Below are 23,359 nucleotides of genomic sequence, written 5' to 3'. Positions count from 1 at the left end.
GGCATGCTCACGACAACCTTCTCTCCATCTTCACGATTTCCAGTTGAATCGGGCTGTTCCCGTGGGAAAAGTGCCCTCGTCCGATCACGTCGAAACCATGCCGACCGTAGAACGGCACTGCGTTGGTCGTCGCCTCGAGATACACGCGGGCATACCCGGCTCGCACGATACCGGACACGGCGGTCTCCAGTAGCGCCTTCCCCGTGCCACGCCGCGCGCGATCGCCGCGAATGAACAGCTTGGTCAGCTCTTCGCCGGCCGTTTCCGCGAATCCGAGCAGGTCGCCGTCTTCGGCAACCCACAGCGCGTGACGCCGGATCGCATCGAGATACATCGCCGGCGTGCGTCCGTCCAGCCAGCTGGCGATCTGCTCGCGCGAGTAATCCCCGGCACACAATCGCGTGACGGAATCCAGATGGACATCGAAGATCCGCTGAATGTCGGCTTCGTTCGCGGATCGGATTTCAAAGGCGGACACGTTCGCTCCCGGTTAATCGCCGCACGGCGGCGCAAGCGTCAGACCGTCGAATATTCTCATCGCCTCCGACGCATCAAGACCCGGGAAAACCCTCGCCTACACGCCATTTCGCGGAGCGTGGTTTCTCGCACCGAACGCACTCATCGGTATTCGAATCACTAGGGAAAATCCGGAGACATCCTTACAGCGATTTACCTGATGATTCACAGGAGCGTCATGTTTCGGCGATTCCGCGGCATGCCAAGCTTTCAGTCTGCGTCACGAAGCCGATGCCACCGCGTGGCAATCGCAATGACTGAAGACCGAAGCGGCAGTCGTTGGCATATCGTCAGGTGTTCAATACTTTCAACAACCCGGTCGAGAGCAATCGTGAGAATCCGTGGCCCGCTGGTGCGGTGGAGACGAGGCGATGCGCGCAACCTGCGCGCCGCGATCGCGTCCGCCGACGACAGTGACGGCCGGCAAAGTCCTCGCCTGCCTCTGTCGATCTACACCATCCTGTCCCGCCGTTCCGTGCGCCGTCACAACGCCGTCGCCGCGCGCGCCTCCGTCGCGATCCATACCGACGACGTGGCGTCGCTGCTGCCGTAGCGCCCCGCCTCCTTTCCCGTGTTCCGTTCGACCTGACCGCCGTATCGCCTGACCGGTGAAGGGATCAACTCGCGCTTCTTTTTCTCGCGAGCCGGCGCAAGGTCGAATGGACTCCTGATCGTTGTGCCCAGCCAGCGCTCGCGCGAGCGGCGGTCGTGCACGCCCGCTCCATCCGAAGAACCGTCGCGCAACGACCCGCGAATCGCGGATCGACACGCGCACCGCCATGGAAAACCTTGTCATGCAAATCCGAACGCTTCGCCGCGCCATTGCAACTGCCGCCGTCATGTCGGTTGCCGCCTACGCCAGCACAAACGCCCATGCGGCCGGCGAACTGAACATCTACAACTGGTCCGACTACATCGCACCGGACACGATCCCGACCTTCCAGAAGCAGACGGGCCTGCACGTCCGCTACGACAACTACGACAGCGACGACACGCTGCAGGCGAAACTGCTGTCGGGAAATTCCGGCTACGACATCGTCGTGCCGACGTCGAACTACATGGCCAAGCAGATCCAGGCGAGCGTCTACCAGCCGCTCGACAAGTCGAAGCTGCCGAACCTGTCGAACCTCGATCCGCTGCTGATGAAGATGGTCGCCGACGCCGATCCCGGCAACCAGTACGGCGTGCCGTGGGCGTACGGCACCGACGGCATCGGCTACAACGTGCAGGCGGTGAAGAAGGCGCTCGGCGACAAGGCGCCCACCGACAGCTGGGCGCTGGTGTTCGATCCGGCCAACATGGCGAAGCTGAAGAGCTGCGGCGTATCGTTCCTCGACCAGGCCGTCGACGTGTTCGCCGCAACGCTGCAGTACATGGGCAAGGATCCGAACAGCACGAACCCGGCGGACTACCGCGCCGCGTACGAGGTGCTCAAGAAGGTGCGCCCGTACATCACGCAGTTCAACTCGTCGGGCTACATCAACGATCTCGCGAACAACGACCTGTGTGTCTCGCTCGGCTACTCGGGCGACGTCGGCATCGCGCACCGCCGCGCGGCCGAAGCGAAGCGTCCGTACGAGATCCGCTTCGCGAATCCGAAGGAAGGCGGCCTGCTGTGGTTCGACATGATGGTGATCCCGAAGGACGCGCCGAACTGGGATGCCGCGCTGAAGTGGATCAACTACCTGCAGGACCCGAAGGTCAACGCGGGCATCACCAACGCGGTGTTCTATCCGACCGCGAACAAGGCCGCGCGCCAGTACGTGAAGCCCGCGATCGCGCGCGACCCGTCGGTGTACCCGGCCGACGAAGTGTTGAGCAAGATGACGCTGCTCAAGCCGATGCCGCCCGAGATTCGCCGGCTGCAGAACCGGCTGTGGGCGCAGTTGAAGACCGGGCGCTGAGCAAGCCGCCGCGATACCGGACCGTGCCTGCGGCGGACAGCGCCGCAGGCACGCGTCGCAACGAACACGGCCGACGTCGATCGCGCGAACTATCGCAACGCCTGCGCCGGCTCCACCGCAAACGCGTCTTCCACGAACCGGATCACGTCATCGAGCGACGACGTGCACACCGCACCGGCGGCAAGCTCCCGAAACGCGCCGTCCGGGCCGAAGCAGACGAGCGGCTTGCGCCAGCGCTGCGCGAGCGAAATCTCCTCGGCCGTGCCGGGCCCGCCCGGCAGCGCGACGATCAGGTCGCTGCTCAGCACGTTCACGTAGTTGCGGTTGATCGTCTGCGGATCGGCGCCCGGTTCGCGGCGCGGCAGCGGCGTGAGGACCGGGATGTCGACGAACGGATGCGGGTAGCCGTCGAGCGGCACGAAGCCCGCGAGCGGATCGGCCTGCGTCGGCAGGATGCCGATCGATCGGCCCGCCCGCCCGGGCACACCGACGAACGCGCGCGCGACCGCCAGCATCACACCCTGCCCGCCGCCCGTCAGCAGGTTGAACCCGGCCTGCGCGAGCCACGCACCCAGCGGTTCCGAAAACGCGAGCCACGGTTCCTTGCCCGAGCCCATCACGCCGATCGTCTTGTTCTTCTGTTGCATCGTGTATTCCGGTGAAGTCGTTGCGGCGCGCCGCACTCATTCGAGCTCGATGCCCTTGAGCTCGGGAATCAGGAACAGCGTCGCGACCATGTCGAGCACGTAGAGGCCGGCGAGCAGCGCGATGGCCGTCTGGAACGAATAGTGCGCGGCGAGCGCGCCGACCGCGACCGGACCGAAGCCGCCGACCGCACGGCCGATGTTCCACAGCACGTTCTGCGCGGTCGCGCGCGCGGCCGTCGGATAACCTTCGGACATCAGCGTCCCGTAGCCGCCGACCATCCCGTTGACGAACATGCCCATCAGCGCGCCGGCCCACAGCATCGCCGTCGGGTCCGACAGCCGCGCATACGCGATGACCGTCACGACCGAGCCGAGCTGGTACAGCAGGAACGTCGGCTTGCGCCCGATGCGGTCGGCCAGTTGCCCGAACACCCACACGCCGATCATCATCCCGACGACCGTCGCCGCCGTCCACAGCCCCGACTTCGTCAGCGAGAAGCCCATCTGCTTCGACAGGAAGGTCGGCAGCCAGATCATGATCCCGTAGTAGCCGAAGTTCTGGACCGAACACAGGATCACGATGCCGAGGCTCGTGCGCGCGGTGCGGCCGTCCGCGACCAGCATGCGGAACGCGTTGGACTTCGGCTGCGTCGCGCGCTGCACGAACGCTTCCGGCTCGTGCAGCTTGTTGCGCATCGCCCACGCGAGCAGCGCGGGCAGCACGCCGACCAGGAACATGCCGCGCCAGCCGATGTGGAGCAGCAGGAACGGCGTCAGCAGCGCGGCCAGCAGCACGCCGGCCTGCCAGCCGAGCGCGACGTAGCACGACACGCGTGCGCGCTTGCTGGCCGGCCACGCTTCCGCCGCGAGCGCCATGCCGATCCCGAACTCGCCGCCCAGCCCGATGCCGGCGATGGTGCGGTAGACCAGCAGATCCCAGAAACCGCGCGCGAACGCGCACAGGCCAGTGAAGATCGCGAACAGCAGGATCGTCCAGGTCAGCACGCGCACGCGCCCGTAGCGGTCGCTCAGCGCGCCGAACACGATCCCGCCCACGACGGCGCCGATCAGCGTCCACGTGACCAGCGCGCCGCCCTGCCCGGGCGTCAGGTGCAGCGCCGCCGTGATCGCCGGCAGCATGAAGCCGAGGATCAGCAGGTCGAAGCCGTCCATCGCATAGCCGATCGCCGAACCGGCCAGCGCTTTCCACGCGTACGGCCCGACCTGCTCCACGCGCGGGGCCGACGGGCCGCCGAGCGACGAAGATTTCAAGTTTGCTGCCATGGTGTCCTGCCACGAATGTCCGGCGACATTCTAAGGCCTGTGCCCGCGCACGACGGGCCGGCGAACGCGCCGGCGGCCACCACCCGGGCGCGCGTCGGCGCCCGCTTGCGGGACGGCAAGCGGGAATCTGCGGGCAATGAACGGGAAAGCGGCGATCCGGTGTCGGCGGTGAAGCCGGCGATGTCGCGGTCAGGCCGGACACCGGATGAAAGACAGCGTGCCGGCGAGGTATTGCCGGCGGGCCCGCCTGCGCGGCCCGGACAACGCCGGGCGGCCTGGCGGCGCGGCCGGCTTCAGCCCTGATCGTCCCCGGGCCACCAGGCCTTGGCCTCGCGGTCGACGACGAGCATGTCGAGATCCTTGCCTTCGAGCCATTTCGGGCGCGGGCCGCGGCCCGACCACGAGCGGCCCGTCGTCGGATCGTAGTACTTGGCAGGCGCCTTGCGTTTTCGCTGGACGATGTAGCCGAGCGCGCTCAGCACTTCCTGCTGCGAAATTCCCAACAACTCGACCTGTTCCTTGAATGCCGCGAGCGCGGCCTGCTTCTCCTTCTGCTTCGCATCCGACAGCTTGATATTCAGGTCCCGAAGTTGTGCTTCGAGTTCCTGCAGGGCCTGGGTCATGTATTCATCCTCTCTGGGCATGTTTTTGCAAAAAGCTCCGATGGGCGAACCTACCACGAAGTTCCGCGGATCGGTGCTGTCATATGTGTGAATCGTTTGCCAGATCCGGCATGGTTTGCGCAACGCGCAAAAAACGACGTCGTGCGTCAATGACGGACAGGGCTGGGCCGGCAACGCGCGGCACGCCGCATGCGGATGCACGGCGAACCGCTGCGGCAAGTGTTGCGCCGCACCTGGCACGGGCGCGGCATGGCGCGAATGATAGCAGGCGTATTGCGGGAGTCGCGATCCGGAGTCGATGCGGGCCGGCGGTTTACCGGTCGACGCCGTGGGCATCCCACGCGATCCGGTCGAACAGCGCGCGCAGCTTTGCGCCGCGCGCCGCGTTCAGCGCGGCCGCATGCGCGACGCGTCCGGCGAGATGCGCGCGGAAATCCGGATGCGCGTCGCGATTCTGCGAAGCCGGGCCGCGCCGGATGCAATTGGTCAGGATGGCCTTCAGGAGATCGAACTCATCGCGCGCCAGGTTCGGATGACGATTGACCACCACGCCGGCCAGTTGCTGCCGCGTGCCGCGCCGCATCACGCGCGTCTTGCGCAATTGCAGCGTGAAGCCTTCCTCCAGCGCGATCGCGGCAACCCTGACCTGCAGCCGTTCGACTTCGCGCGCGAGCGCGCCGCCACCCGAAAACGCGAGATCGTCGGCATAACGCGTATAGGTCGCATCGAGCGAACGCGCGAGCGCGGCAAGCCGCATGTCGAACCGGAAAGCGCTCAGGTTCGCGAGCGCCGGCGACGTCGGCGCACCCTGCGGCAGGTGCCGTTCGCGATAGCGCTGCCGGCCGATCCAGTCGAACCGGTCGCGCAGGTCCCGCGCGAGCAGCCGCGCCGACGGCACGCGATTGGTGCACAACCGGGTGAGCGTGCGCGCGACTTCGGCCGGATACCCGAGCGTGACGAACAACGCATGGACGCGTGCGGCGCGCACCGACACGAAGAAATCCGCGAGATCGAAGCGGACCACGACATCGCGATCCGCGTGCGGCGCCGCGAACGACACGATCCCGTGCCCCTTGCGGAAACCGTGTACGGCGCCGTGCGGCGCAATGCGATCGAGCAGCCCATGCAGGATGCGGCGCTGCGCTTCGCGCAGCCGCCCCTTCGGGATCTCGACCAGGCGGCACCCGCCGCTGCGCTTGTCGACCGCAACGTACGTGTAGTGATGCAGCGGCGTGGCGCTGTCGCGCGCATCGACGCGCCAGTGGTCGGACAACCAGTCGAGTTCCGCCGCGCTCATGCCGAGCCAGCCCGCGAGATCGCCGGGCGTCGCCCATTGCGGCACGTCGCAGCCGGCAAGCGGCGCCGGCAACGGCCGCTGGACCAGCGGCCGCCGCATGACGCGGATCACGGTCGGCCGATGGTCGCCGTACCATGCGCTCACGAACCCGGGTGTATCGGCTACGACCGCGGCAACGGCGTCGACGTCGGCATCGGCCCAGTTCGCGTCGAAGCGCGCGAGCGCGTCATCCGCGGCTTCGTGCGCCCAGGCCGGCGCATCGCCGAGCACGGCCGCGATCCGCGCGACGACACCGCCGCGTTCGGACGAACCGGCCAGCATCGCTTCGGCAATCACGTGGACGGTATCGCGCAGGGATGAGTGCATGGGCAGAGAGGGGCGGGACGATGAGTCAACGTGACCGGTACTGCGAGAGCCGCCGTTGCGCGACGCGCAACTCGGGCTCTTGCGACGCATCGGGGTGTCGATCTCATCCACGGGGTAGCCCCGTAGTCCTGGAACATCGACTGCCTGTTCCGGGCGTGTGCTTGACCCACCGCCCCGCGACGCGACTTTAATGGCCGGGAAGGTGGCATGTCAAACGTGACGGCGATCCGGCGATGCCCCTGCGCGCCGGATCGCGTTGCGGTGCTTACCTGCTCCGGGCAAACAGTTCGCTGAACGCGATCGGCGCGACACCGACGCCCGCCATGTTGTTCAGCATCGCCGCCCAGGTCGCGTCCGCGACGCTCACCGGAAACGACCGCGCGCGATTGGCGAGCAGCCAGTAGGTGCGCGTCATGCCGTTGCTCATCGCGACTTCGTAGCCGCGTCCGTCCAGCCAGTAGCCGACCGGCGGCAGTTCGACCGGCTCGAGGCGGCCGGCCCGGAACGCGGCGGCGGCCGACGCGTACTTGCCGTCGAGCGGCATGATCCGGCGCGGCACGCAGTCCTGCGAATTCGGTTTCGGGAAGGCCGGGCTCGTGCCGAGCCACAGGCCGTAGAACGTCTCCGCGTCGAGATGCACGACGTAACGCTCCGCCTCGCCCGGCGTCGCCGCCAGATAGCAGTCGGCCTGGCCCGGAACGGCGACGCGCCACGTCGCGCGCTTCGCGTCCAGGTCGACCAGTTCGCTGGCCCGCGGGCGTGGCCGGATGGGAGATGGTCGTCCCGCGTCGCGCAGGTCGCGCGCGCGATCGAGTCCGATACGAAGACGTGTCAGCATGGGCCCTCTCTTTCTCTCGTGATTTGTTCGAATCGGTCAGGGCGCGGGCCGACACCGTGTGGCGCGTGTGCGGCTGGCCGGTGCGGGTCGCGCCGTCGCGATACGTGTGCCCGGCGCCCTGACGTTCCCGACGTGTTCGGGAACCCGCGCAGTGTATCGCCTTTCCATGCCGCATCCGCGACACGGTCTCAGGGTGCCGGCAGCCGGCGCCCCCGAAGTCTCGCGAGCAACGTGCGAGCAATCCTTGAACGCATGACGCAACGGACCGAGATGCTTCGCGCTCGGATCCGCGGTCCGTACACGCACGCCTCACGCCGGTGCCCAGAGCCTTGCCTGGCAAGGCTTGCCGGGTGCACTCCCGGTTCAGGGGCGTCGGACGTCGATGCCCATGACGACGGCTGCTCGCCGAATGTTCGTAAACGACAAATATGAACATTTTATGAAATTGTTTACATTTCATTTCGACGTTGGTAACGTTCGTAATCGAACATTTGGCGTTCACTTCTGTTCGTTCGAAGACCCGACGGACAACAAGACACGCGCTCGCCCCTTCACAACAGGGCTGCGTGCGCGGCGAGTTCCGCCCACATGCGCCCTCCCGTGCGACTGCACGAGCCGCACGCAATCATGGGCAAACACGAAACTCGCAGCTTAGTTTTCCTAAGTAAAACGTTTTCGTACGAAAAATACAAATCACTCGAAGGAGACACAAACGCATTCCTTGAGCAGGCCGACGTTCAAATTATCGAGCCGCACCATCCTGATGCAGACGGCTCAACGGAGGAGACACATGAAGTCGAATTTGTACAAACGCGCGGGGGTTGCACTCGCGCTCGCAGGCATTTCCACGTTCGCACACGCCGCGACCGAAATTCAATTCTGGCACGCGATGGAAGCCGCACTCGGCGAGCGCGTCAATGAAATCGCTGCCGATTTCAACAAGTCGCAGAGCGAATACAAAATTGTCCCGGTCTTCAAGGGAACCTACGACCAGACGCTCGCGGCCGGTATTGCCGCGTACCGCAGCGGCAACGCGCCGGCAATCCTGCAGGTCTATGAAGTCGGCACGGCGACGATGATGCAGGCGAAAAAGGCGGTTGTTCCCGTCTCCGACGTGTTCAGGCAAGCCGGTGTTTCGCTCGATGAAAAGGCGTTCGTACCGACCATTTCGAGCTACTACAGCGATGCGAAAACGGGGCACCTCGTCGCAATGCCGTTCAACAGTTCGACGCCTGTCCTGTACTACAACAAAGACGCCTTCAAAAAGGCAGGACTCGATCCGAACAAGCCGCCAAAGACGTGGGCCGAAGTCAAGACCGACGCGGAACGGCTACGCAAATCCGGCATGAACTGCGGCTTTACGACCGGCTGGCAAGGCTGGATACAGCTTGAAAATTACAGCGCCTGGAACGCCTTGCCGTTCGCAAGCCGCAACAACGGCTTCGACGGCACGGATGCAAGCCTGGAATTCAACAAGCCGCCGCAAGTCGCGCACATCGCGCTCCTGCAGCAAATGGCGAAGGATGGCACGTTCACTTACGCCGGTCGCAAGAGCGAAGCCGAATCGAAATTCAATAGCGGCGATTGCGGCATTATTTCCGCATCCTCGTCGGCGCTCGCGAACATCAAGAAATACGCGAAATTCGATCTCGGCACCGGGATGCTGCCTTATGACGCCAGCAACAAGGGCGCGCCTCAAAACGCGATCATCGGCGGCGCGGCACTTTGGGTACTCGGCGGCAAGGACGCAGCGACCTACAAGGGCACGGCCGAGTTTCTCAAGTATCTGGCATCGCCTGCCGTTGCCGCGAAATGGCATCAGGACACGGGGTATCTGCCGGTCACGACGGCCGCATACGATCTGACACGTAATCAGGGCTACTACGCGAAGAACCCGGGCACGGAAACGGGCATCAAGCAAATGATGAACAAGCCGCCCCTGCCTTTCACGAAGGGGATGCGACTCGGCAACATGCCACAAATCCGCACCGTGATCGATGAAGAGCTCGAGCAGGTCTGGACGGGTGGCAAGACGCCGAAAGACGCGCTCGATAGCGCCGTTGCACGCGGCAACGAATTGCTGCGCCGCTTCGAAAAATCCGCCGGCTGACCTGTCGTGGATCAAAACCGCACGCCGCTTCCGTGATGTCGCGGAAGCAGCGCGGATACAACGAAAATCTCTCGATGGAGACAAGCCTTGTATTCCCGTTCTTACTACGGCAGAAGCCTGTTGCCCTATCTCTTGATCGCGCCTCAGCTTGCGATTACCGGCGTGTTTTTCCTGTGGCCTGCCGGCGTTGCATTGTGGCAAGCGATGCAACGGCAGGATGCGTTCGGCACGTCGAGTGAATTCGTCGGCCTCGCGAATTTCGCACAACTATTCGCTGATCCGCTCTATCTCGACTCGTTCAAGACGACCATTCTTTTCAGCGCAATGGTGACGGTCAGCGGTCTGGTCGTGTCGCTGCTGCTCGCCGTGTGCGCGGATCGCGTTGTTCGCGGCGCCAAAATCTACCGCACGCTGCTGATCTGGCCGTACGCCGTCGCACCGACCATCGCGGCCGTGCTGTGGGCGTTCCTGTTCAACCCGAGTATCGGCATTGTCACCTACGTCCTGTCGAAATACGGAGTCGTCTGGAATCACGCACTCAATCCGGGCCAGGCGATGTTTCTCGTCGTGCTTGCGTCGGTGTGGAAACAGGTGAGCTACAACTTCCTGTTCTTTTACGCCGGGTTGCAGGCAATTCCCCGCTCGCTCATCGAAGCTGCCGCTATTGATGGCGCGGGCCCGGTGCGCCGTTTCTTCAACATCGTGCTTCCGTTGCTGTCGCCGACGAGTTTTTTCCTGCTGACGGTGAACCTGGTCTACGCATTCTTCGACACGTTCCCGGTGATTGATGCGGCGACAGGTGGCGGTCCCGCGCAGAGCACGAAGACGCTGATCTACAAGATCTTCACTGAAGGTTTCCAGGGATTGGATATCGGTAGCTCCGGGGCGCAATCGGTTGTGTTGATGGTGATCGTCGTCGGCCTGATGGTGATTCAGTTCAAATTTGTGGAACGGAAGGTGCAATATGCATAGGGTGATGGTCATGCGCGTACAGCGCACGAAAGTCCGTCGTGCGAAAGCATCCAGAATCGAATCGTCCATGATCGACAATCGGAAAGGTTTCGATCTGTTCTGTCACGCGATCCTGATCGCGGGCATCTTGTTGATCGTGTTTCCGCTTTACGTTGCGTTCTGTACGGCGACGATGAACTCGGAACAGGTTTTCACCATTCCGCTGTCGCTCACGCCAAGTACGCACCTTTTCGAAAATATCGCGCATATCTGGCAGCACGGCAGCGGCGGCACGTCGGCCCCGTTCGGCAGGTTGCTCGTCAACAGTTTTCTGACGGCGTTGGCCATCACGGTCGGCAAGATCACGGTGTCGATCCTGTCGGCGTATGCGATCGTTTATTTCCGCTTTCCTTTTCGCAACCTCGCGTTCTGGTTGATCTTCGTGACGCTGATGCTGCCGGTCGAAGTGCGGATTTTTCCGACCGTGCAAGTCGTGTCGACGCTCCACATGACGAACACGTATGCGGGTCTGACGTTGCCCTTGATTGCATCCGCAACCGCTACGTTCCTGTTCCGCCAGTTTTTCATGACGTTGCCTGCCGAACTGATGGAAGCAGCACGCATCGACGGCGCGGGGCCGCTGCGTTTCTTCTGGGATATCGTGCTGCCGCTTTCGAAAACCAGTATCGCGTCGCTGTTCGTGATCACCTTCATCTACGGCTGGAATCAGTATCTCTGGCCGATCCTGATCACGACGGATGCATCGTTGTCTACGGCAATCGTCGGCATCAAGACGATGATCGTGGCCGGTGACGCGTTGACCGAATGGCATTACGTCATGACCGCAACGCTGCTCGCGATGCTTCCGCCGCTGGCAATCGTGCTGATCATGCAGCGCTGGTTCGTGCGCGGCCTGGTCGATTCTGAAAAGTAAATGGGGAGATTGAAATGGCTACGCTGAGCCTGAGGAACGTCAAGAAATCCTACGACGAAAAGCATACCGTCCTGCACGGTATCAACGTGGATATTGCCGACGGTGAATTCGTCGTGCTCGTGGGTCCGTCCGGATGCGGGAAATCGACGCTGCTTCGCATGATCGCGGGGCTGGAAAACATCACGTCGGGCGACATCGCAATCGGCAAGCGCGTTGTGAACACGCTGGAACCGAAGGACCGCGATATCGCGATGGTATTTCAGAACTACGCGCTGTATCCGCACATGACGGTTGCGCAGAACATGAGTTACGGCCTCAAGATTCGCGGCGTCGACAAGAAGACGATCGATACGCGAGTGGCGGCCGCCGCGAAAATTCTCGACCTGGAGCAGCTGCTGGAACGCAAGCCGAGCGCGATGTCGGGCGGTCAACGCCAGCGCGTGGCAATGGGTCGAGCGATTGTGCGCGAGCCGTCCGTGTTCCTGTTCGATGAACCGCTGTCGAATCTGGATGCGAAGTTGCGCGTGCAAATGCGTCTTGAGATTCAGCGGCTGCACGCGCGTCTGAAAACGACCAGTGTCTACGTCACGCATGATCAGATCGAGGCGATGACGCTGGCTCAACGCGTGATCGTGATGAACAAGGGCTATGCGGAGCAGATCGGCACGCCGATCGACATTTACGAAAAGCCCGCAACGACGTTCGTCGCCAGTTTCATCGGTTCGCCAGCCATGAATCTGCTGCACGGCGAACTGAGTGAAGACGGCAAGACGTTCAACGTCGCCAACGGCCCGGCGCTTCCGGTCGCCGGTGCGCAGGGTATGCCCTTCGCGATCGCGCGCGGACGGGAAATCATTCTTGGCATCCGCCCTGAACACATGACGCCGCGTGCCGATACACCATCGGCGACGCTGTCTGTCGACTCGTGCGAATTGCTTGGCGCAGACAATCTGGTGCATGGCCGGTGGGGCACGCACGATCTTTCGGTTCGGCTGCCGCACGCTGATCGCCCTGCACGCGGCGCCAACCTGCAGGTGTCGCTACCTGCGGACAAGCTGCATTTCTTCGATCCGCAGACGAAACAGCGCGTGAACTAACCACGGGCACCCGGCTTCATCAGCGCAATTTCCCGGCAGGAGGAGACATATAGAAAACGTCCAATCATAAAAAAACGAATTCAAATTTTAGGAGACCTCAGTGAAAAACAAGTTCGGATGGGTATTGGTGGGCACTGCCGCACAAGCGCTGTTTGCACAAGCGACGTTCGCTCAAAGCAGCGTGACGCTGTACGGCCTCGTCGACAACGGCCTCGCTTACGTGAGCAACCAGTCGTCGGTCGGTTCCACGAGCGGCGGAAAATCGGCTGTCAAATTCAACACCGGCGCGTGGGCAGGCAGTCGATTCGGCCTCATGGGTTCCGAAGATTTGGGCGGCAATACGAAGGTGATCTTCAGGCTCGAATCCGGGTTCAACACCGCCAACGGCAATCAACAGTTCGCGAACGCCGAGTTCGGCCGTGAAGCGTCGCTCGGCGTGACGAACCCCGCGTTCGGTACGTTCAAGCTGGGGCGCATGAACACGGCCTATTACACGATGCTGTCGCCGTACAGCCCGACGAATTACCTCACCGGCTTTACCGGCGCGCATCCGGGCGATATCGATTCGCTCGACACCGGTTACCGTGCGAACAACACCTTTCTATACCAGACACCGACGTGGAACGGCCTGACGGCCGCAGCGTCCTACTCGATGGGTGGCGTTGCCGGCAGCTTCAACAGCGGTTCCACGATCGCCGCGGGCGTGCAGTACCTGAACGGGCCATTCGGTATCGCAGCCGGCTACACGAAAATCAACAATTCCACGTCGGGTGGTGGTGCGTGGGGCGCGAACTCCACCACGTCATCGGGCGGCCAGGCGGGAGTTTCAGCGCTCACGAACGGCTACCAGACAGCGCAATCCCAACAGCGTATTGCCGTGACGACGGGCTACCAGATTTCCGGTGCGTTTGATGTCTCTGCGTCGTATTCGAACGTGCAATACACGCCGGGGACGGGCTCGAGTTTCAGGAACAAGGCCGTATTCAACTCGGCCGGTGCCGTGCTGCACTGGAAACCGTCCGTCGTCTGGGACTTCGCGGCCGGCTACGCCTATACGCGCGCATCGCAATCGAACGGCATCGAGAAAGCTGCGCAATACCAGCAATTCAGCTTGTCGCAATACTACAGCCTGTCCAAACGCACGGGCCTCTACCTGGTTCAGGGCTACCAGCGCGCGACCGGCGAAACGCTCGGCACGAACGGCGGGATCATCCAGGCCACCGCGAACGTCGGTGACGGCATGAACGGTACGCCGTCGTCCGGCCGCTCGCAGTTCGTCGCGGCGGGCGGTCTGATCCATCGCTTCTAAATCAACCGGCGCTCGGCGTTTCCCGACGCCGAGCTTTTCGACGAGAAGATATATGACGACGACAAGCGCTCCGTGGGTCTACCCGACTTTTCTCGCGCATCGTATCGGCGGCACGCTGGCCCCGGAGAATACTGTTTCAGGTATCGACGTGTGCGTGAAACACGCCTACCGAATGGTCGAATTCGACGTGCGTCTGACCGCAAACAACGTGCCGTTCCTGATGCACGACGATACGCTGGAACGCACGACGAACGGGCACGGGATGTCGAACGAATGGCAATGGATCGATCTGTACAACCTCGATGCCGGTTCGTGGTTCGGTGAGCAATTCGCGGGCGAGAAGTTGCCGGCCCTCTACCAGATGGGGATTGTTTGTCAGCGTCACGACATCCTGGCCAACATCGAAATGAAGTCCTGTCCCGGAAACGAACGGCGCACGGCGACACACGTTGCGCGTGCATTGAATATGTTCTGGAAGGACAGGTGGCCGCTGGTGTCGTCGTTCTCCCAGGAAATGCTTGCCGTGTTCCGGGAATGCGCGCCGGACTTTCCGGTCGGGATGCTGTTCAAGGACATCCCCGCGGACTGGAAAGACATCGTCAAACGGCTCGATTGCTCATCGGTTCACGTCAAGCATACGTTCCTGAACGCGGAAATCGTCAAGGAAATGCACGCGCTGGGACTCAAGGTGATGGCGTATACCGTGAACGACGTCGATGCGGCGCAAGCGTTGCTTTCCATGGGCGTCGATCACATTTGCACGGATCGTCCTGATCTGCTTCGTTGCTGAATCAAATCAGAACTTAGGGGGAATAAGCGGGTCATGCTTATTTTGCTGAATCTTCTTTCGGCCGTCGCGCTGCTTGTGTGGGGTTCGCACATCGTGCGCACCGGTATCCTGCGCGTATTCGGCTCGGACCTGCGCACCATGATCAGCCGCAGCACCGACGGCAAGCTCAGAGCATTCGCGGCGGGCATCGGCGTGACGAGCCTCGTGCAAAGCAGCAACGCGACGGCGGTCATCGTCGCATCGTTTGCCGCGCAAAATCTGCTGCCGCTGACGAGCGGGCTCGCCATCCTGCTCGGCGCGGACGTAGGTACGGCCTTGATGGCCCGTGTGCTGACGCTTGATCTATCGTGGCTGTCTCCGCTTTTCATCCTCGTCGGCGTCTTTCTGTTCCTGTCGAGAAAACAACATCGCGTCGGGCAAATCGGCCGCACCGGGATCGGTCTGGGCATGATCCTGCTGGCCTTGCATTTGATCGTCGAAGCGGCGCAACCGATGATGGAAGGGAACGGAATTCGCGTGATGTTCGGCGCACTGACCGGCGATACGATGCTCGATGCGTTGGTCGGCGCCGCGTTCGCGATCGTGTCCTATTCGAGTCTCGCCGCGGTCTTGTTGACCGCCACGCTGGCTGCCTCCCACGTGATTTCATTGAAAGTGGCGTTGTGTCTCGTCGTGGGCGCAAACCTCGGTAGCGGCATGCTCGCGATGTTCGGCACACTCGCGCAGAACGCAGCCGCCCGTCGTTTGTCGGCCGGCAGTTTGCTGTTCAAGTTTGCAGGCGCCGTCCTGATTCTTCCGTTCGCCGCAATGCTCGCAGACGGATTGCCGCTGTTGACTGCCGATGCACGCGAAACCGTCGTGACTTTTCACCTGGTCTACAACGTGGCACGTTGCGTCGTGTGCCTTCTGTTCATCGGGCCGGTCGCGACTCTCTGCACCCGCTTCCTGCCGGACAAGCCCATGCCCACGGACGGCATTCGTCCGCTGCATCTGGACGAAACCGCGCTGACTACGCCGACCCTGGCGCTCGCGAATGCCGCTCGTGAAGTGCTGCGCGTTGGCGACATCATTCGCTCGATGCTCGGCAACGTCGGGGAATTGATCCGGAGCAATGACGCCACGAAAGCGACGGAAACGGTTCTGCTCGATAACGACGTGGATGAGCTTTACCGTGCGACCAAGCAATACCTGTCTCGCATTTCCCGTGAAGACCTCGACGACGCGGACAATCAACGCTGGACGGACATATTTGCGTTGACCATCAACCTTGAGCATGCCGGAGATATCATCGAGCGCATTGCGAACGACGTGAAGGAAAGGAAGATAGCGCAGCGTCTGGAGTTCTCGGAAGAAGGCGCCGCGGAACTCAACGACCTGTACACGAGGCTTCAGAGCAATCTTCAGCTCGGATTGTCGGTGTTTTTCAACAACGACCTGCGCTGCGCGGAACAACTGTTGATCGAAAAAGAATGCTTCAGGGATCTGGAACGGAAGTACGCGAACGCGCACGTCGATCGACTGGTGAACCAGACGTTACGCAGCATCGAAACAAGCGCACTGCATCTTGACATGCTGAGCGATATGAGACGATTGAACTCGCTGTTTTGCTCAACGTCTTACTCGGTGCTGGAAACGGCGAGCAAGCTGCACAGATCACGTCTGCGTGAACGCACGAACGGTTAAGTTATTGACCCTGCATTCGATCGAAAGAACGACCTTTTGATCGTCCTTCCCATTGACCCTTATGTCGTCTCTCCATCCAGGGTCAATTTTTCGGCGGGCATTCTGGAATCCGGACGCCCGCTATTTTTTCCCTGGACCGACGAGCGGCACGGCGTGGATGGCTTCGCCGGCCGCGACTGCGTTGACGGGTTCCCGTATGTTCATGAATGGACCTCGTGCGGCGAGTCAGACTCCCTCCTGCCGCACTGACCGACGCCGGGGCAAACCCGGACTGCCGTCGTCATGCGTCCAGTAGCGCCCGATCCTACAGCGCCTGCGGCGCACCGCCCAGCACGGTGCGCAACGCGGTATCAAACGACGTCGCGTAATCGATCCCGAGCTGGCGCACGCGCGAAGCATCCAGATGACAATCGTACGGGCGCGGCGTCGCGTCGGTCGGCTGGTCGATCCGCGTAAGCGATGCGTCAATGCCGAGCGCGGCCGCGATCCGCCGCGCGATGTCGTACTTCGTCATCGGCTCTTCACCCGACCAATGACGGATGCCCGTGACGGACGCGCCGGCGAGATGACGCAGCGTCAGATCGCGGATGACCTGCGCGACGTCCGGTGTGTAGGTCGGGTAGCGGATCGCCCATGCGTCCATGCCGACCGCGTCGGCACCCGGGCGCGCGGAAGCGACGATCGCCGGGACGAGGCTCGTGACGGCCGATTCGCTCCAGTCGGCGATCGGGCCGTACAGCAACGGCAGGCGCAGCACGCATGACAGCGGCGACGCGGCGAGGAGTGCCGCCTCGCCTTCCAGCTTCGTGCGGCCGTAAATGTTCAGCGGATTCGGGGTGGCGTCTTCACGGTACGGGGCGGCCTTGCCGTCGAATACGTAGTCTGTGGAGATGCCGAGCGTCCACGCGCCATATCGCGCGGCGAGCGCGCCGATGCGGGCCGGTGCGGTGACGTTGATCGCGCGGGCGGCGGCGGGGTTGTTTTCGCAGACGTCGGGGCGGCGTTCGGCGGCGCAAATGATGACGGCGGCGGGTTTGCGGGTTTCGAAGAGGTGTTCGAGGGCCGGCTGGTCGAGGGCGTCGAGTTCGGTGATGTTGTCCGGTGGCAGTGCCAGCAGTTTCGCGCCCGCACTCTGCGGGTTCCGGATGGTCGCGATGAGGGACAGCGACGGTTCGCTGACAAGGGCCGCGGCGACCGCGCGGCCGAGCAGGCCGGAGGCACCGATGAGGAGGATGGATGGAAGTTCGGTCGACGAGGTTGGGCTTGGCATGGGTGGCGATTCGGGTGACGTAGGGAGCGCGAGGTTGCGTTTGGCGTTCGAGCTGTGGTCGTGCGGAGGATAGCGGAAAAGACGAGCGGTCAGCAGCTATGCGCCACTCCGGATCACGCGAAACCATGCCACCACACCGCGATGCAATGCAAATATATTTCGCCGCTTATACAATTTCCGTAAAAAGGGTCTCGAATATATTGGCTGGTAAGCCGTCCATCTGTGTTTCGCAACCTGGCGCATGGATCTTGAAGAACTCGAAACCAACCTCACGGTAGCCGCTTTCCTGAAGGACTGCATCGCCACGAGCAATCACCTCCTGAACCCGAGGCGGCAATCTTCCCGTGTCAATCGGATGGTTAAGCTCCCGATCGCCCACGACAGTCAATTTTTTATCGAATACATATACAGCAAAGAGATTCGCCCTTGATGATATGTAATATCTAACGTCGAAAGAATAATTGGATTTTTCACCAACATCACTTGCACCACAAACGAACGAAACAAACTGTGCCGGCGAATAATCCATCCCCGCATCATGGGCGAAAGGAACTCCGAGCTCCTTCGAAAGCACACCCCGAAGAGACGAAACTCGCGCCGTAAAATCTGCCGAGTAATCGATAGGTTTGTGCAGTGCTTCTTCGATATAAGAAGGAAGAGGTTTCATTTTGGAAATTGCGTTACCACATCACCAGGATTGTACGTGTTGGGATTCACGGACGGATTCCCCTCGACGATCACTCGTCCACCTCGCGCCACCCCACCGGACTGTGTTGTACCCGTCTGTCTTCCCATGTCGCTCACTTCGTATTTCCATCTGCCACTGGATTGCTGCGTGGCGGTCACATCGGGGTGATCATAGACTTCCTGCGAAAATTTGCTACCGCCCTCTCCCATCGAGAACTTGCTCTTGCCCGTTTGGGCGGACCCATATGCATGGCCACCTGCATTAGCGTTCGGGTGATATCCGGCCTCATGCAAATACGATTCGTGCGTGAAGTTGGGCTCCGGAGGCGCTTTTGCGAATCGTCCTCTTTCGTCGATCCATTGCCCACGACTGTTCTTTCGTGTCGCCAAGCCGCACGCAAGCCCAAGCGGATCAATCCAAATCAACGGATTCGGTGCGTACTGATACTGATTCAACCCACCCGCCAACCCGATCGGATCCGGCGTGATGAACCGCCCGACGTCCGGGTCATAGTACCGGAACGTGTTGTAGCAGAACCCCGTCTCCAGGTCCTCATACTGCCCCTGGAATCTCAGCGTCTGGGGCAGCGGCTGCATGACATCGCCGACCGGGTTCGGCTGGAACTCCTGCGCATACTCCTGCAGCACCGTATTGCCCCACGCACGATACCGCGTCCGCCACACCACCTTGCCGTCGCGGTCGGTCAATTCCTCTGGCGCACCGCTCACGTTCGCATGGAAGTAATAGATCTTCGCGTCCGGCTTCGCATCCGCCGGCGGCTTGTTCCGTTCATCCTCGTGATACAGCCGCCACAGCCAGTGACTGTCTTCATGAAGCGCGTCGATTCGCGCGAGCGGCACATACCCGCCCCCCTCATACAGATACGTCACCGCCTGATGCCCGCGCTGCTCCTGCGCGAGACGCATCCCGTCCCACACGAAACGTGTCGTGCCGAATGCATCGCGCTTTTCGGTCCGGCGTCCAAGCGCGTCGTAGCGGAACCGTACCGTCTGCTCGACACCGCGTCGATTCGTGTTCACCTCGATCAACTGATGCTCGGCGTTGTACTTCAGACGCTGGATCGTATGACCGCCGATCAGTTTCTCGATGAGCCTGCCATGCACGTCATACCGGTAGCGCCGGTCGCCGCTCATCAGCAGCCGGTTGCCTTCGACGCGGCCCGGTTGCCCGGACGGCCGCAAATTCGACGCCGCGTCGTACGCGAACTGCTCCGTCAGCACACCCGCCGCATCCGTCCGACCGCCCGCGCCCGCAGCCGCGCTGCCCAGCAAGCGCCCGGCAGGGTCGTAGCTGTACGTCAGTTCGCCGCCGAGCGGATCGATTCGCGCGGTCAGTTCGCCCGCACGGTCATACGCAAACGCCTTGCGCAGCACGTCCTGCCCCTGCCGCGCGCCGAACGCGGTCCATGCGCCCGGTGCGTGTTGCGCGTCGCCGATCCATTGCGCCACTTTCCGCGACAGGCTGTCGTAGCCCGTCGCCAGTGTCAGCGCACCCTGCGTACGACTCACCTCGCGATGCAGCCGATCGCGCTCGAAGTCGCACACGACCTCGTCGTTCGATGCGATCTGATGCAAATGGCCGCTGCCGTAGTACAGCCAGTTCACGGTCCGGTTGCCCGGCAGCGTGGTTGCCGTTCGATTGCCGAGCGCATCGTATTCGTGCGCCAATCGCGTCGCCAGCACCTGGCCATCGTCGCCGACCGTCTCCGCCACTTCCTCGACCAGCCGGTCCAGCGCGTCGTACGCAAACGTCACCGTATCGATCGGCTGGTTGTCGCGATCGGTTCGCGCGACGCGTTCGAGCCGCCCCGCCTCGTCATAGCCGTACGTCGTCACGGTCTCGGGCGTACGCTTGCGGACCAGACGCCCGAGCGCGTCGCGCGTCAACCCGACCGTGATCTGCTGCGGCGTACCGGCACCTTGCCTGACCACGATCGGCGCACCGCGCGCGTCGTGCTCGTATTCGACGCGCATGCCGTCCGGACCGACCTGTTCGATCACCCGATCGGCAGCGTCGTACGCGAGCCGGTAGCTGTCGCGGACTTCGTTGTAGAGCGTGCACAGGTTCCCGGCCGCGTCGTATTCGAGGCTGACCCGATGCCCGTTCGCATCGGTTCTCGATGTCACGCGTCCGGCCGCATCGTAGTCGAACGAAGTGGCATGACCGTTGCCGTCGACGGCAGCCTCAAGGCCGTCGGCCGCGGACCAGCGGTACTGCTGGCCGCTGCCGTCCGGCAACTGAACCTCGATGGTCCGGTCACGGCCGTCATGACGATAGCGCGTCGCATGGCCGAGTGCGTCGACGAGCGCGGTGACGCGCCCCCGCGCGTCATACTCGAACCGCGTCGTGATCCCCGAACAATCGGTGCGGGCGATCAACCGGTGCTGCCGGTCCCAGCCGAACTGCGCGATCCCGCCGCGCGCGTCGACGATCGCTGCTGGCCTGCCCTGGCGGTTGAGCCGGAACTCGGTGCGCTGCCCGAGCGGATCGATCTCGCCCACGCAATTGCCGCGCATGTCGAACTCGTATTCCCACAGGCGCCCGTCCGCGAGCGTCTGGCGCTCGAGCGTCATCCACATCGGATGCCACTCGAACTGCGTCGTCTGCCCCAGCGCGTTCGTCAGCTCGGTCGGCAAACCGCGCTCGTCGTCATAACGAAGCTGCGTCGTCGCATTACCCGGCTCCACGATGCGCAGCAGCTCGCGAGACGGACTCCAGTCGAACCGCCAGGTCTGTCCCAGCGCATTGGTATGCGCGGTCACCAGGTAATCGGCATTCCATTCGCACAGCTGCTCGCGGCCCAGATGGTCGGTCACACGGGTGGCCTGTCGCGCGAAATCGTAGGTCAGTCGATAACGCTCGCCGTCATCCGTCCAGTGCTCGACGACACGCGCCTCGCGCCCCGTGAGGCCGTTCTCTTCCGCAAGCGCATCGCGCTCGAACTCCTCCCATGCGTAGAACGCCGATTGCCCGCTCGGCAGCCGATGCATCGTCATGCGCGCGGCCGGGTCATAGGCGAACCGGCGCCGCTCCGTGCCGTCGCCGTCGGCGACGCGCTCGAGCAACCCGTCGGCGGTATAGCCATAGTTCACCAGGCATTCCGTTCCGCCATCGGTATGCAGCATCACACGCGCCATTCGCTGCGCATGCACGGCGTCATAGTCGATCGTCACGCGATGGCCGGCCATCGTCGCGAGCTCGACCAGCCGCCCCTGCGCGTCGTAATGGAAATTGAGCCAGTTGGCGTTGCGATCCTCGATCACGCGCGGGCGCAGCGTCTGGACCGTTTCTCCCGGCACCGGCAAGCCGAAATCGAAACAGGTGCCGTCGTCCTGCTCGATCATCCAGTGGCCGCCCGGCGTGCACGCGAAGGTCAGCGCCTCGCTGCGGTTGAAGTATTTCTGCCCCGGCTGGAGATCGGGCACGGGCGTCCGCCGCCCCTGCGCGTCGATCCACAGATGCGGATTCTCGCCGCCAGCGCCGAGCCGCAGTTCGACCGCATACGGCACGTTCCAGCCGCGGCCGAGCGGCCGGTCCGTGCGCGGATCGAGACTGCTGTAGAAGCGTTGCCAGACGATCGGCACCGGCGCGTCGAGCACGAAATCCAGGTCCTCGTTTCCGTCGAGAATCTTCGCGCCGGTCGGCAGGTGAACCGGATGGCCGAGGCGGCCGGACATCGCGGTGCTGACGAGTTTGTCCGCGGCGACGTTGATCGCAAAGTTCATCGCGAAACACGCCAGCTTGCTGGCGAGCGATCCGTGACCGCGCAACGCCTGGCAGATCGCGATCGCAAGACCCGCGTACTTCGCGATCGTCGCGAGCCACGGCGGCATCTCGCTCGTGACTTCCCGCACGCGCAACCGCTCGCCGCCGATGCTGACGTTGGTGGAGCCGGTATTGATCTTGCCGTCGCAAGTCGTCGCATCCTTGATGCGCGATGCGGGCCGGCCATTGATGAAGACGCTCGACGAACCCTCGGCCAGATGCTCGCCTTTCGGATTCGGGTGATTTGTGCAACCGACCAGATCCTGGTCGACCGGCGTGAACAGGTCGGCGACCGACTGCGGTTCGACCCCGACCGGGAGCGGCGGCTTCGGCACGCCTGCCGCGCGCGCGGCGCCCTTGCTGTTGACGAATACATCGGCGGAGCCGGTCAGGATCGCGCCCTTCACTTCGCCGGGAATGAAGCTATCGATCAGTTCTCCTGCCTTTTCTGATAGATATCCCTCCAATGAATCGCTGCCGAGGAACTTCGACGTCGCGGCGTTAACGACTTGCGACAGCACCGCACCGACGATCGCACCCACAACGACCGCGCCAAGCCCGCCCGTCCCGACGATGAAGACCGCTGCGGCCCCGATCGCCGCGCCGACCAGCAACCCGGCCCCGATGGTCGACGCAACCTTGAGCATCTGCGCGAGCAGGGACGTATGGGTAAAAGTATCGCCCAGGCGGGCAGCGGCGAGCAGGGACATGACGGGATCGATCCTGATTCGTTACGGAATGGCCGCGCCGGGAACGCAAGCACGGGCACTCGGCGTTCGATGAAGTAGGTGTGTCCTATCCGTGAGGGTGATAACTATCCAGCAACTGCTTCCACGCGGTGCGATGCTCGTCCGACAACGGCGTCTGGCTCGACAGCGTGATGACGAGAAGGCGCGGCGCGTCGACGACGGTCATCGCCTGGATCTGGTGAAACGTCGAACCCGACTGCCGGAACGTGCTCTCGAGCTCCAGCGCCGGCACGTGTTGCGCACCGATCTCGACCTGCCGCCGCGCAATCTCCTTGAAACCCGTCACGTGCCGCGTCATCAGGCCGATCTGCCGCTGCATGCAGCGTTCGAGATCCTCTCCACCGACGAGCTGGTCGCGGCTGACGACGATCTGGTACGTGCCGCTCGTCTGCGGATGCGCGAGCGTCAGCACGTTGACGGTGCGATCGTCGGTCAGCGACGGCACATCGAAACTGCCTTCCTGAATGAGATATTTCATATGCGTTGTCGTCTTCGGAATAATCCGGCGCCCTCGCCG

The 23,359-nt window shown here is 62.8% G+C and carries 20 protein-coding genes; 9 read left to right on the top strand and 11 right to left on the bottom strand.

Features of this window, described 5'->3' with window-relative positions:
- Positions 1-7: 7 nt before the first annotated feature.
- Positions 8-478: a GNAT family N-acetyltransferase gene (locus H3H55_RS32915; protein ID WP_193102418.1), complete on the bottom strand. Its 471-nt coding sequence runs from the start codon at positions 476-478 to the stop codon at positions 8-10.
- A gap of 369 nt (positions 479-847) precedes the next feature.
- Here H3H55_RS32915 and H3H55_RS37475 point away from each other — a divergent pair, with 369 nt between their 5' ends.
- On the top strand, positions 848-1,069 hold the full coding sequence (locus H3H55_RS37475) for a hypothetical protein (protein WP_080970893.1): 222 nt from the start codon (positions 848-850) through the stop codon (positions 1,067-1,069).
- On the opposite strand, the gene H3H55_RS32910 is transcribed toward H3H55_RS37475, so the two are convergent.
- Positions 1,000-1,230, bottom strand: coding sequence for a hypothetical protein (locus H3H55_RS32910; RefSeq protein WP_193102416.1), 231 nt, complete (start codon positions 1,228-1,230; stop codon positions 1,000-1,002). The genes H3H55_RS37475 and H3H55_RS32910 overlap by 70 nt on opposite strands.
- An 80-nt stretch (positions 1,231-1,310) precedes the next feature.
- Between H3H55_RS32910 and H3H55_RS32905 the strand changes: the two genes are divergently transcribed.
- Positions 1,311-2,420, top strand: coding sequence for a polyamine ABC transporter substrate-binding protein (locus H3H55_RS32905; protein ID WP_193102414.1), 1,110 nt, complete (start codon positions 1,311-1,313; stop codon positions 2,418-2,420).
- 89 nt (positions 2,421-2,509) lie between these two features.
- Here H3H55_RS32905 and H3H55_RS32900 read toward each other — a convergent pair whose 3' ends face one another.
- The 5 genes from H3H55_RS32900 to H3H55_RS32880 form a co-directional block, all read right to left on the bottom strand.
- Entirely contained in the window at positions 2,510-3,067 is a 558-nt protein-coding gene (locus H3H55_RS32900) for a DNA-binding protein (protein WP_193102412.1), read from the bottom strand.
- Positions 3,068-3,103: 36 nt separating this feature from the next.
- The gene (locus H3H55_RS32895; protein ID WP_193102410.1) at positions 3,104-4,351 is read right to left on the bottom strand and encodes an MFS transporter; all 1,248 of its coding nucleotides are present in this window, start codon (positions 4,349-4,351) and stop codon (positions 3,104-3,106) included.
- Positions 4,352-4,644: 293 nt separating this feature from the next.
- Entirely contained in the window at positions 4,645-4,974 is a 330-nt protein-coding gene (locus H3H55_RS32890) for an H-NS family nucleoid-associated regulatory protein (protein WP_048248052.1), read from the bottom strand.
- 313 nt (positions 4,975-5,287) lie between these two features.
- Positions 5,288-6,637, bottom strand: coding sequence for a reverse transcriptase family protein (locus H3H55_RS32885; protein WP_226800662.1), 1,350 nt, complete (start codon positions 6,635-6,637; stop codon positions 5,288-5,290).
- A gap of 265 nt (positions 6,638-6,902) precedes the next feature.
- Entirely contained in the window at positions 6,903-7,475 is a 573-nt protein-coding gene (locus tag H3H55_RS32880; RefSeq protein ID WP_193102407.1) for a plasmid fertility inhibition factor family protein, read from the bottom strand.
- Between the two features lie 790 nt (positions 7,476-8,265).
- On the opposite strand from H3H55_RS32880, the gene ugpB reads away from it, so the two are divergent.
- The 7 genes from ugpB (at position 8,266) to H3H55_RS32845 (ending at position 16,349) form a co-directional block, all read left to right on the top strand.
- Positions 8,266-9,585 (top strand): sn-glycerol-3-phosphate ABC transporter substrate-binding protein UgpB, encoded by a 1,320-nt coding sequence (gene ugpB, locus H3H55_RS32875; RefSeq protein ID WP_193102405.1) that lies wholly within the window; start codon positions 8,266-8,268, stop codon positions 9,583-9,585.
- An 87-nt stretch (positions 9,586-9,672) separates the two neighbouring features.
- A complete protein-coding gene (gene ugpA / locus H3H55_RS32870) occupies positions 9,673-10,557 on the top strand; it encodes a sn-glycerol-3-phosphate ABC transporter permease UgpA (protein ID WP_193102403.1) in 885 nt (294 codons plus the stop codon).
- 67 nt (positions 10,558-10,624) lie between these two features.
- A complete protein-coding gene (gene ugpE / locus H3H55_RS32865; protein ID WP_193103086.1) occupies positions 10,625-11,470 on the top strand; it encodes a sn-glycerol-3-phosphate ABC transporter permease UgpE in 846 nt (281 codons plus the stop codon).
- Between the two features lie 14 nt (positions 11,471-11,484).
- On the top strand, positions 11,485-12,567 hold the full coding sequence (locus H3H55_RS32860) for a sn-glycerol-3-phosphate import ATP-binding protein UgpC (protein WP_129517646.1): 1,083 nt from the start codon (positions 11,485-11,487) through the stop codon (positions 12,565-12,567).
- A gap of 100 nt (positions 12,568-12,667) precedes the next feature.
- Positions 12,668-13,876 (top strand): porin, encoded by a 1,209-nt coding sequence (locus H3H55_RS32855; protein ID WP_413463997.1) that lies wholly within the window; start codon positions 12,668-12,670, stop codon positions 13,874-13,876.
- Positions 13,877-13,928: 52 nt separating this feature from the next.
- Entirely contained in the window at positions 13,929-14,666 is a 738-nt protein-coding gene (ugpQ, locus tag H3H55_RS32850; protein WP_193102401.1) for a glycerophosphodiester phosphodiesterase, read from the top strand.
- Positions 14,667-14,699: 33 nt separating this feature from the next.
- The gene (locus H3H55_RS32845) at positions 14,700-16,349 is read left to right on the top strand and encodes a Na/Pi cotransporter family protein (protein ID WP_129517644.1); all 1,650 of its coding nucleotides are present in this window, start codon (positions 14,700-14,702) and stop codon (positions 16,347-16,349) included.
- Between the two features lie 304 nt (positions 16,350-16,653).
- Here H3H55_RS32845 and H3H55_RS32840 read toward each other — a convergent pair whose 3' ends face one another.
- From H3H55_RS32840 to H3H55_RS32825, 4 genes are all read right to left on the bottom strand, one after another.
- On the bottom strand, positions 16,654-17,619 hold the full coding sequence (locus H3H55_RS32840) for a dTDP-4-dehydrorhamnose reductase family protein (RefSeq protein WP_193102400.1): 966 nt from the start codon (positions 17,617-17,619) through the stop codon (positions 16,654-16,656).
- 166 nt (positions 17,620-17,785) lie between these two features.
- Complete coding sequence (locus H3H55_RS32835; protein ID WP_193102398.1) at positions 17,786-18,286, bottom strand: hypothetical protein; 501 nt, start codon at positions 18,284-18,286, stop codon at positions 17,786-17,788.
- Positions 18,283-22,803, bottom strand: a complete 4,521-nt coding sequence (locus H3H55_RS32830) for an RHS repeat-associated core domain-containing protein (RefSeq protein WP_226800661.1) — start codon at positions 22,801-22,803, stop codon at positions 18,283-18,285. Before H3H55_RS32830 ends, H3H55_RS32835 begins: the two co-directional genes overlap by 4 nt.
- Before the next feature lie 85 nt (positions 22,804-22,888).
- Positions 22,889-23,320: a DcrB-related protein gene (locus tag H3H55_RS32825; RefSeq protein WP_193102396.1), complete on the bottom strand. Its 432-nt coding sequence runs from the start codon at positions 23,318-23,320 to the stop codon at positions 22,889-22,891.
- Between the last annotated feature and the right edge of the window lie 39 nt (positions 23,321-23,359).

It is taken from the genome of Burkholderia sp. Z1 (assembly GCF_014893795.1).
GTDB classification, from domain to species: Bacteria; Pseudomonadota; Gammaproteobacteria; order Burkholderiales; family Burkholderiaceae; genus Burkholderia; species Burkholderia theae.
This window is presented reverse-complemented; position numbering and strand designations above follow the sequence as displayed.

Excerpts from the sequence above, each read along its gene's own strand:
- H3H55_RS32905 (WP_193102414.1), top strand. The coding sequence starts at position 1,311 with ATGCAAATCCGAACGCTTCGCCGCGCCATTGCAACTGCCGCCGTCATG.
- H3H55_RS32900 (WP_193102412.1), bottom strand. The coding sequence starts at position 3,067 with ATGCAACAGAAGAACAAGACGATCGGCGTGATGGGCTCGGGCAAGGAA.
- H3H55_RS32895 (WP_193102410.1), bottom strand. The coding sequence starts at position 4,351 with ATGGCAGCAAACTTGAAATCTTCGTCGCTCGGCGGCCCGTCGGCCCCG.
- H3H55_RS32890 (WP_048248052.1), bottom strand. The coding sequence starts at position 4,974 with ATGACCCAGGCCCTGCAGGAACTCGAAGCACAACTTCGGGACCTGAAT.
- H3H55_RS32885 (WP_226800662.1), bottom strand. The coding sequence starts at position 6,637 with ATGCACTCATCCCTGCGCGATACCGTCCACGTGATTGCCGAAGCGATG.
- H3H55_RS32880 (WP_193102407.1), bottom strand. The coding sequence starts at position 7,475 with ATGCTGACACGTCTTCGTATCGGACTCGATCGCGCGCGCGACCTGCGC.
- ugpB (WP_193102405.1), top strand. The coding sequence starts at position 8,266 with ATGAAGTCGAATTTGTACAAACGCGCGGGGGTTGCACTCGCGCTCGCA.
- ugpE (WP_193103086.1), top strand. The coding sequence starts at position 10,625 with ATGATCGACAATCGGAAAGGTTTCGATCTGTTCTGTCACGCGATCCTG.
- H3H55_RS32860 (WP_129517646.1), top strand. The coding sequence starts at position 11,485 with ATGGCTACGCTGAGCCTGAGGAACGTCAAGAAATCCTACGACGAAAAG.
- ugpQ (WP_193102401.1), top strand. The coding sequence starts at position 13,929 with ATGACGACGACAAGCGCTCCGTGGGTCTACCCGACTTTTCTCGCGCAT.
- H3H55_RS32845 (WP_129517644.1), top strand. The coding sequence starts at position 14,700 with ATGCTTATTTTGCTGAATCTTCTTTCGGCCGTCGCGCTGCTTGTGTGG.
- H3H55_RS32840 (WP_193102400.1), bottom strand. The coding sequence starts at position 17,619 with ATGCCAAGCCCAACCTCGTCGACCGAACTTCCATCCATCCTCCTCATC.
- H3H55_RS32835 (WP_193102398.1), bottom strand. The coding sequence starts at position 18,286 with ATGAAACCTCTTCCTTCTTATATCGAAGAAGCACTGCACAAACCTATC.
- H3H55_RS32830 (WP_226800661.1), bottom strand. The coding sequence starts at position 22,803 with ATGTCCCTGCTCGCCGCTGCCCGCCTGGGCGATACTTTTACCCATACG.
- H3H55_RS32825 (WP_193102396.1), bottom strand. The coding sequence starts at position 23,320 with ATGAAATATCTCATTCAGGAAGGCAGTTTCGATGTGCCGTCGCTGACC.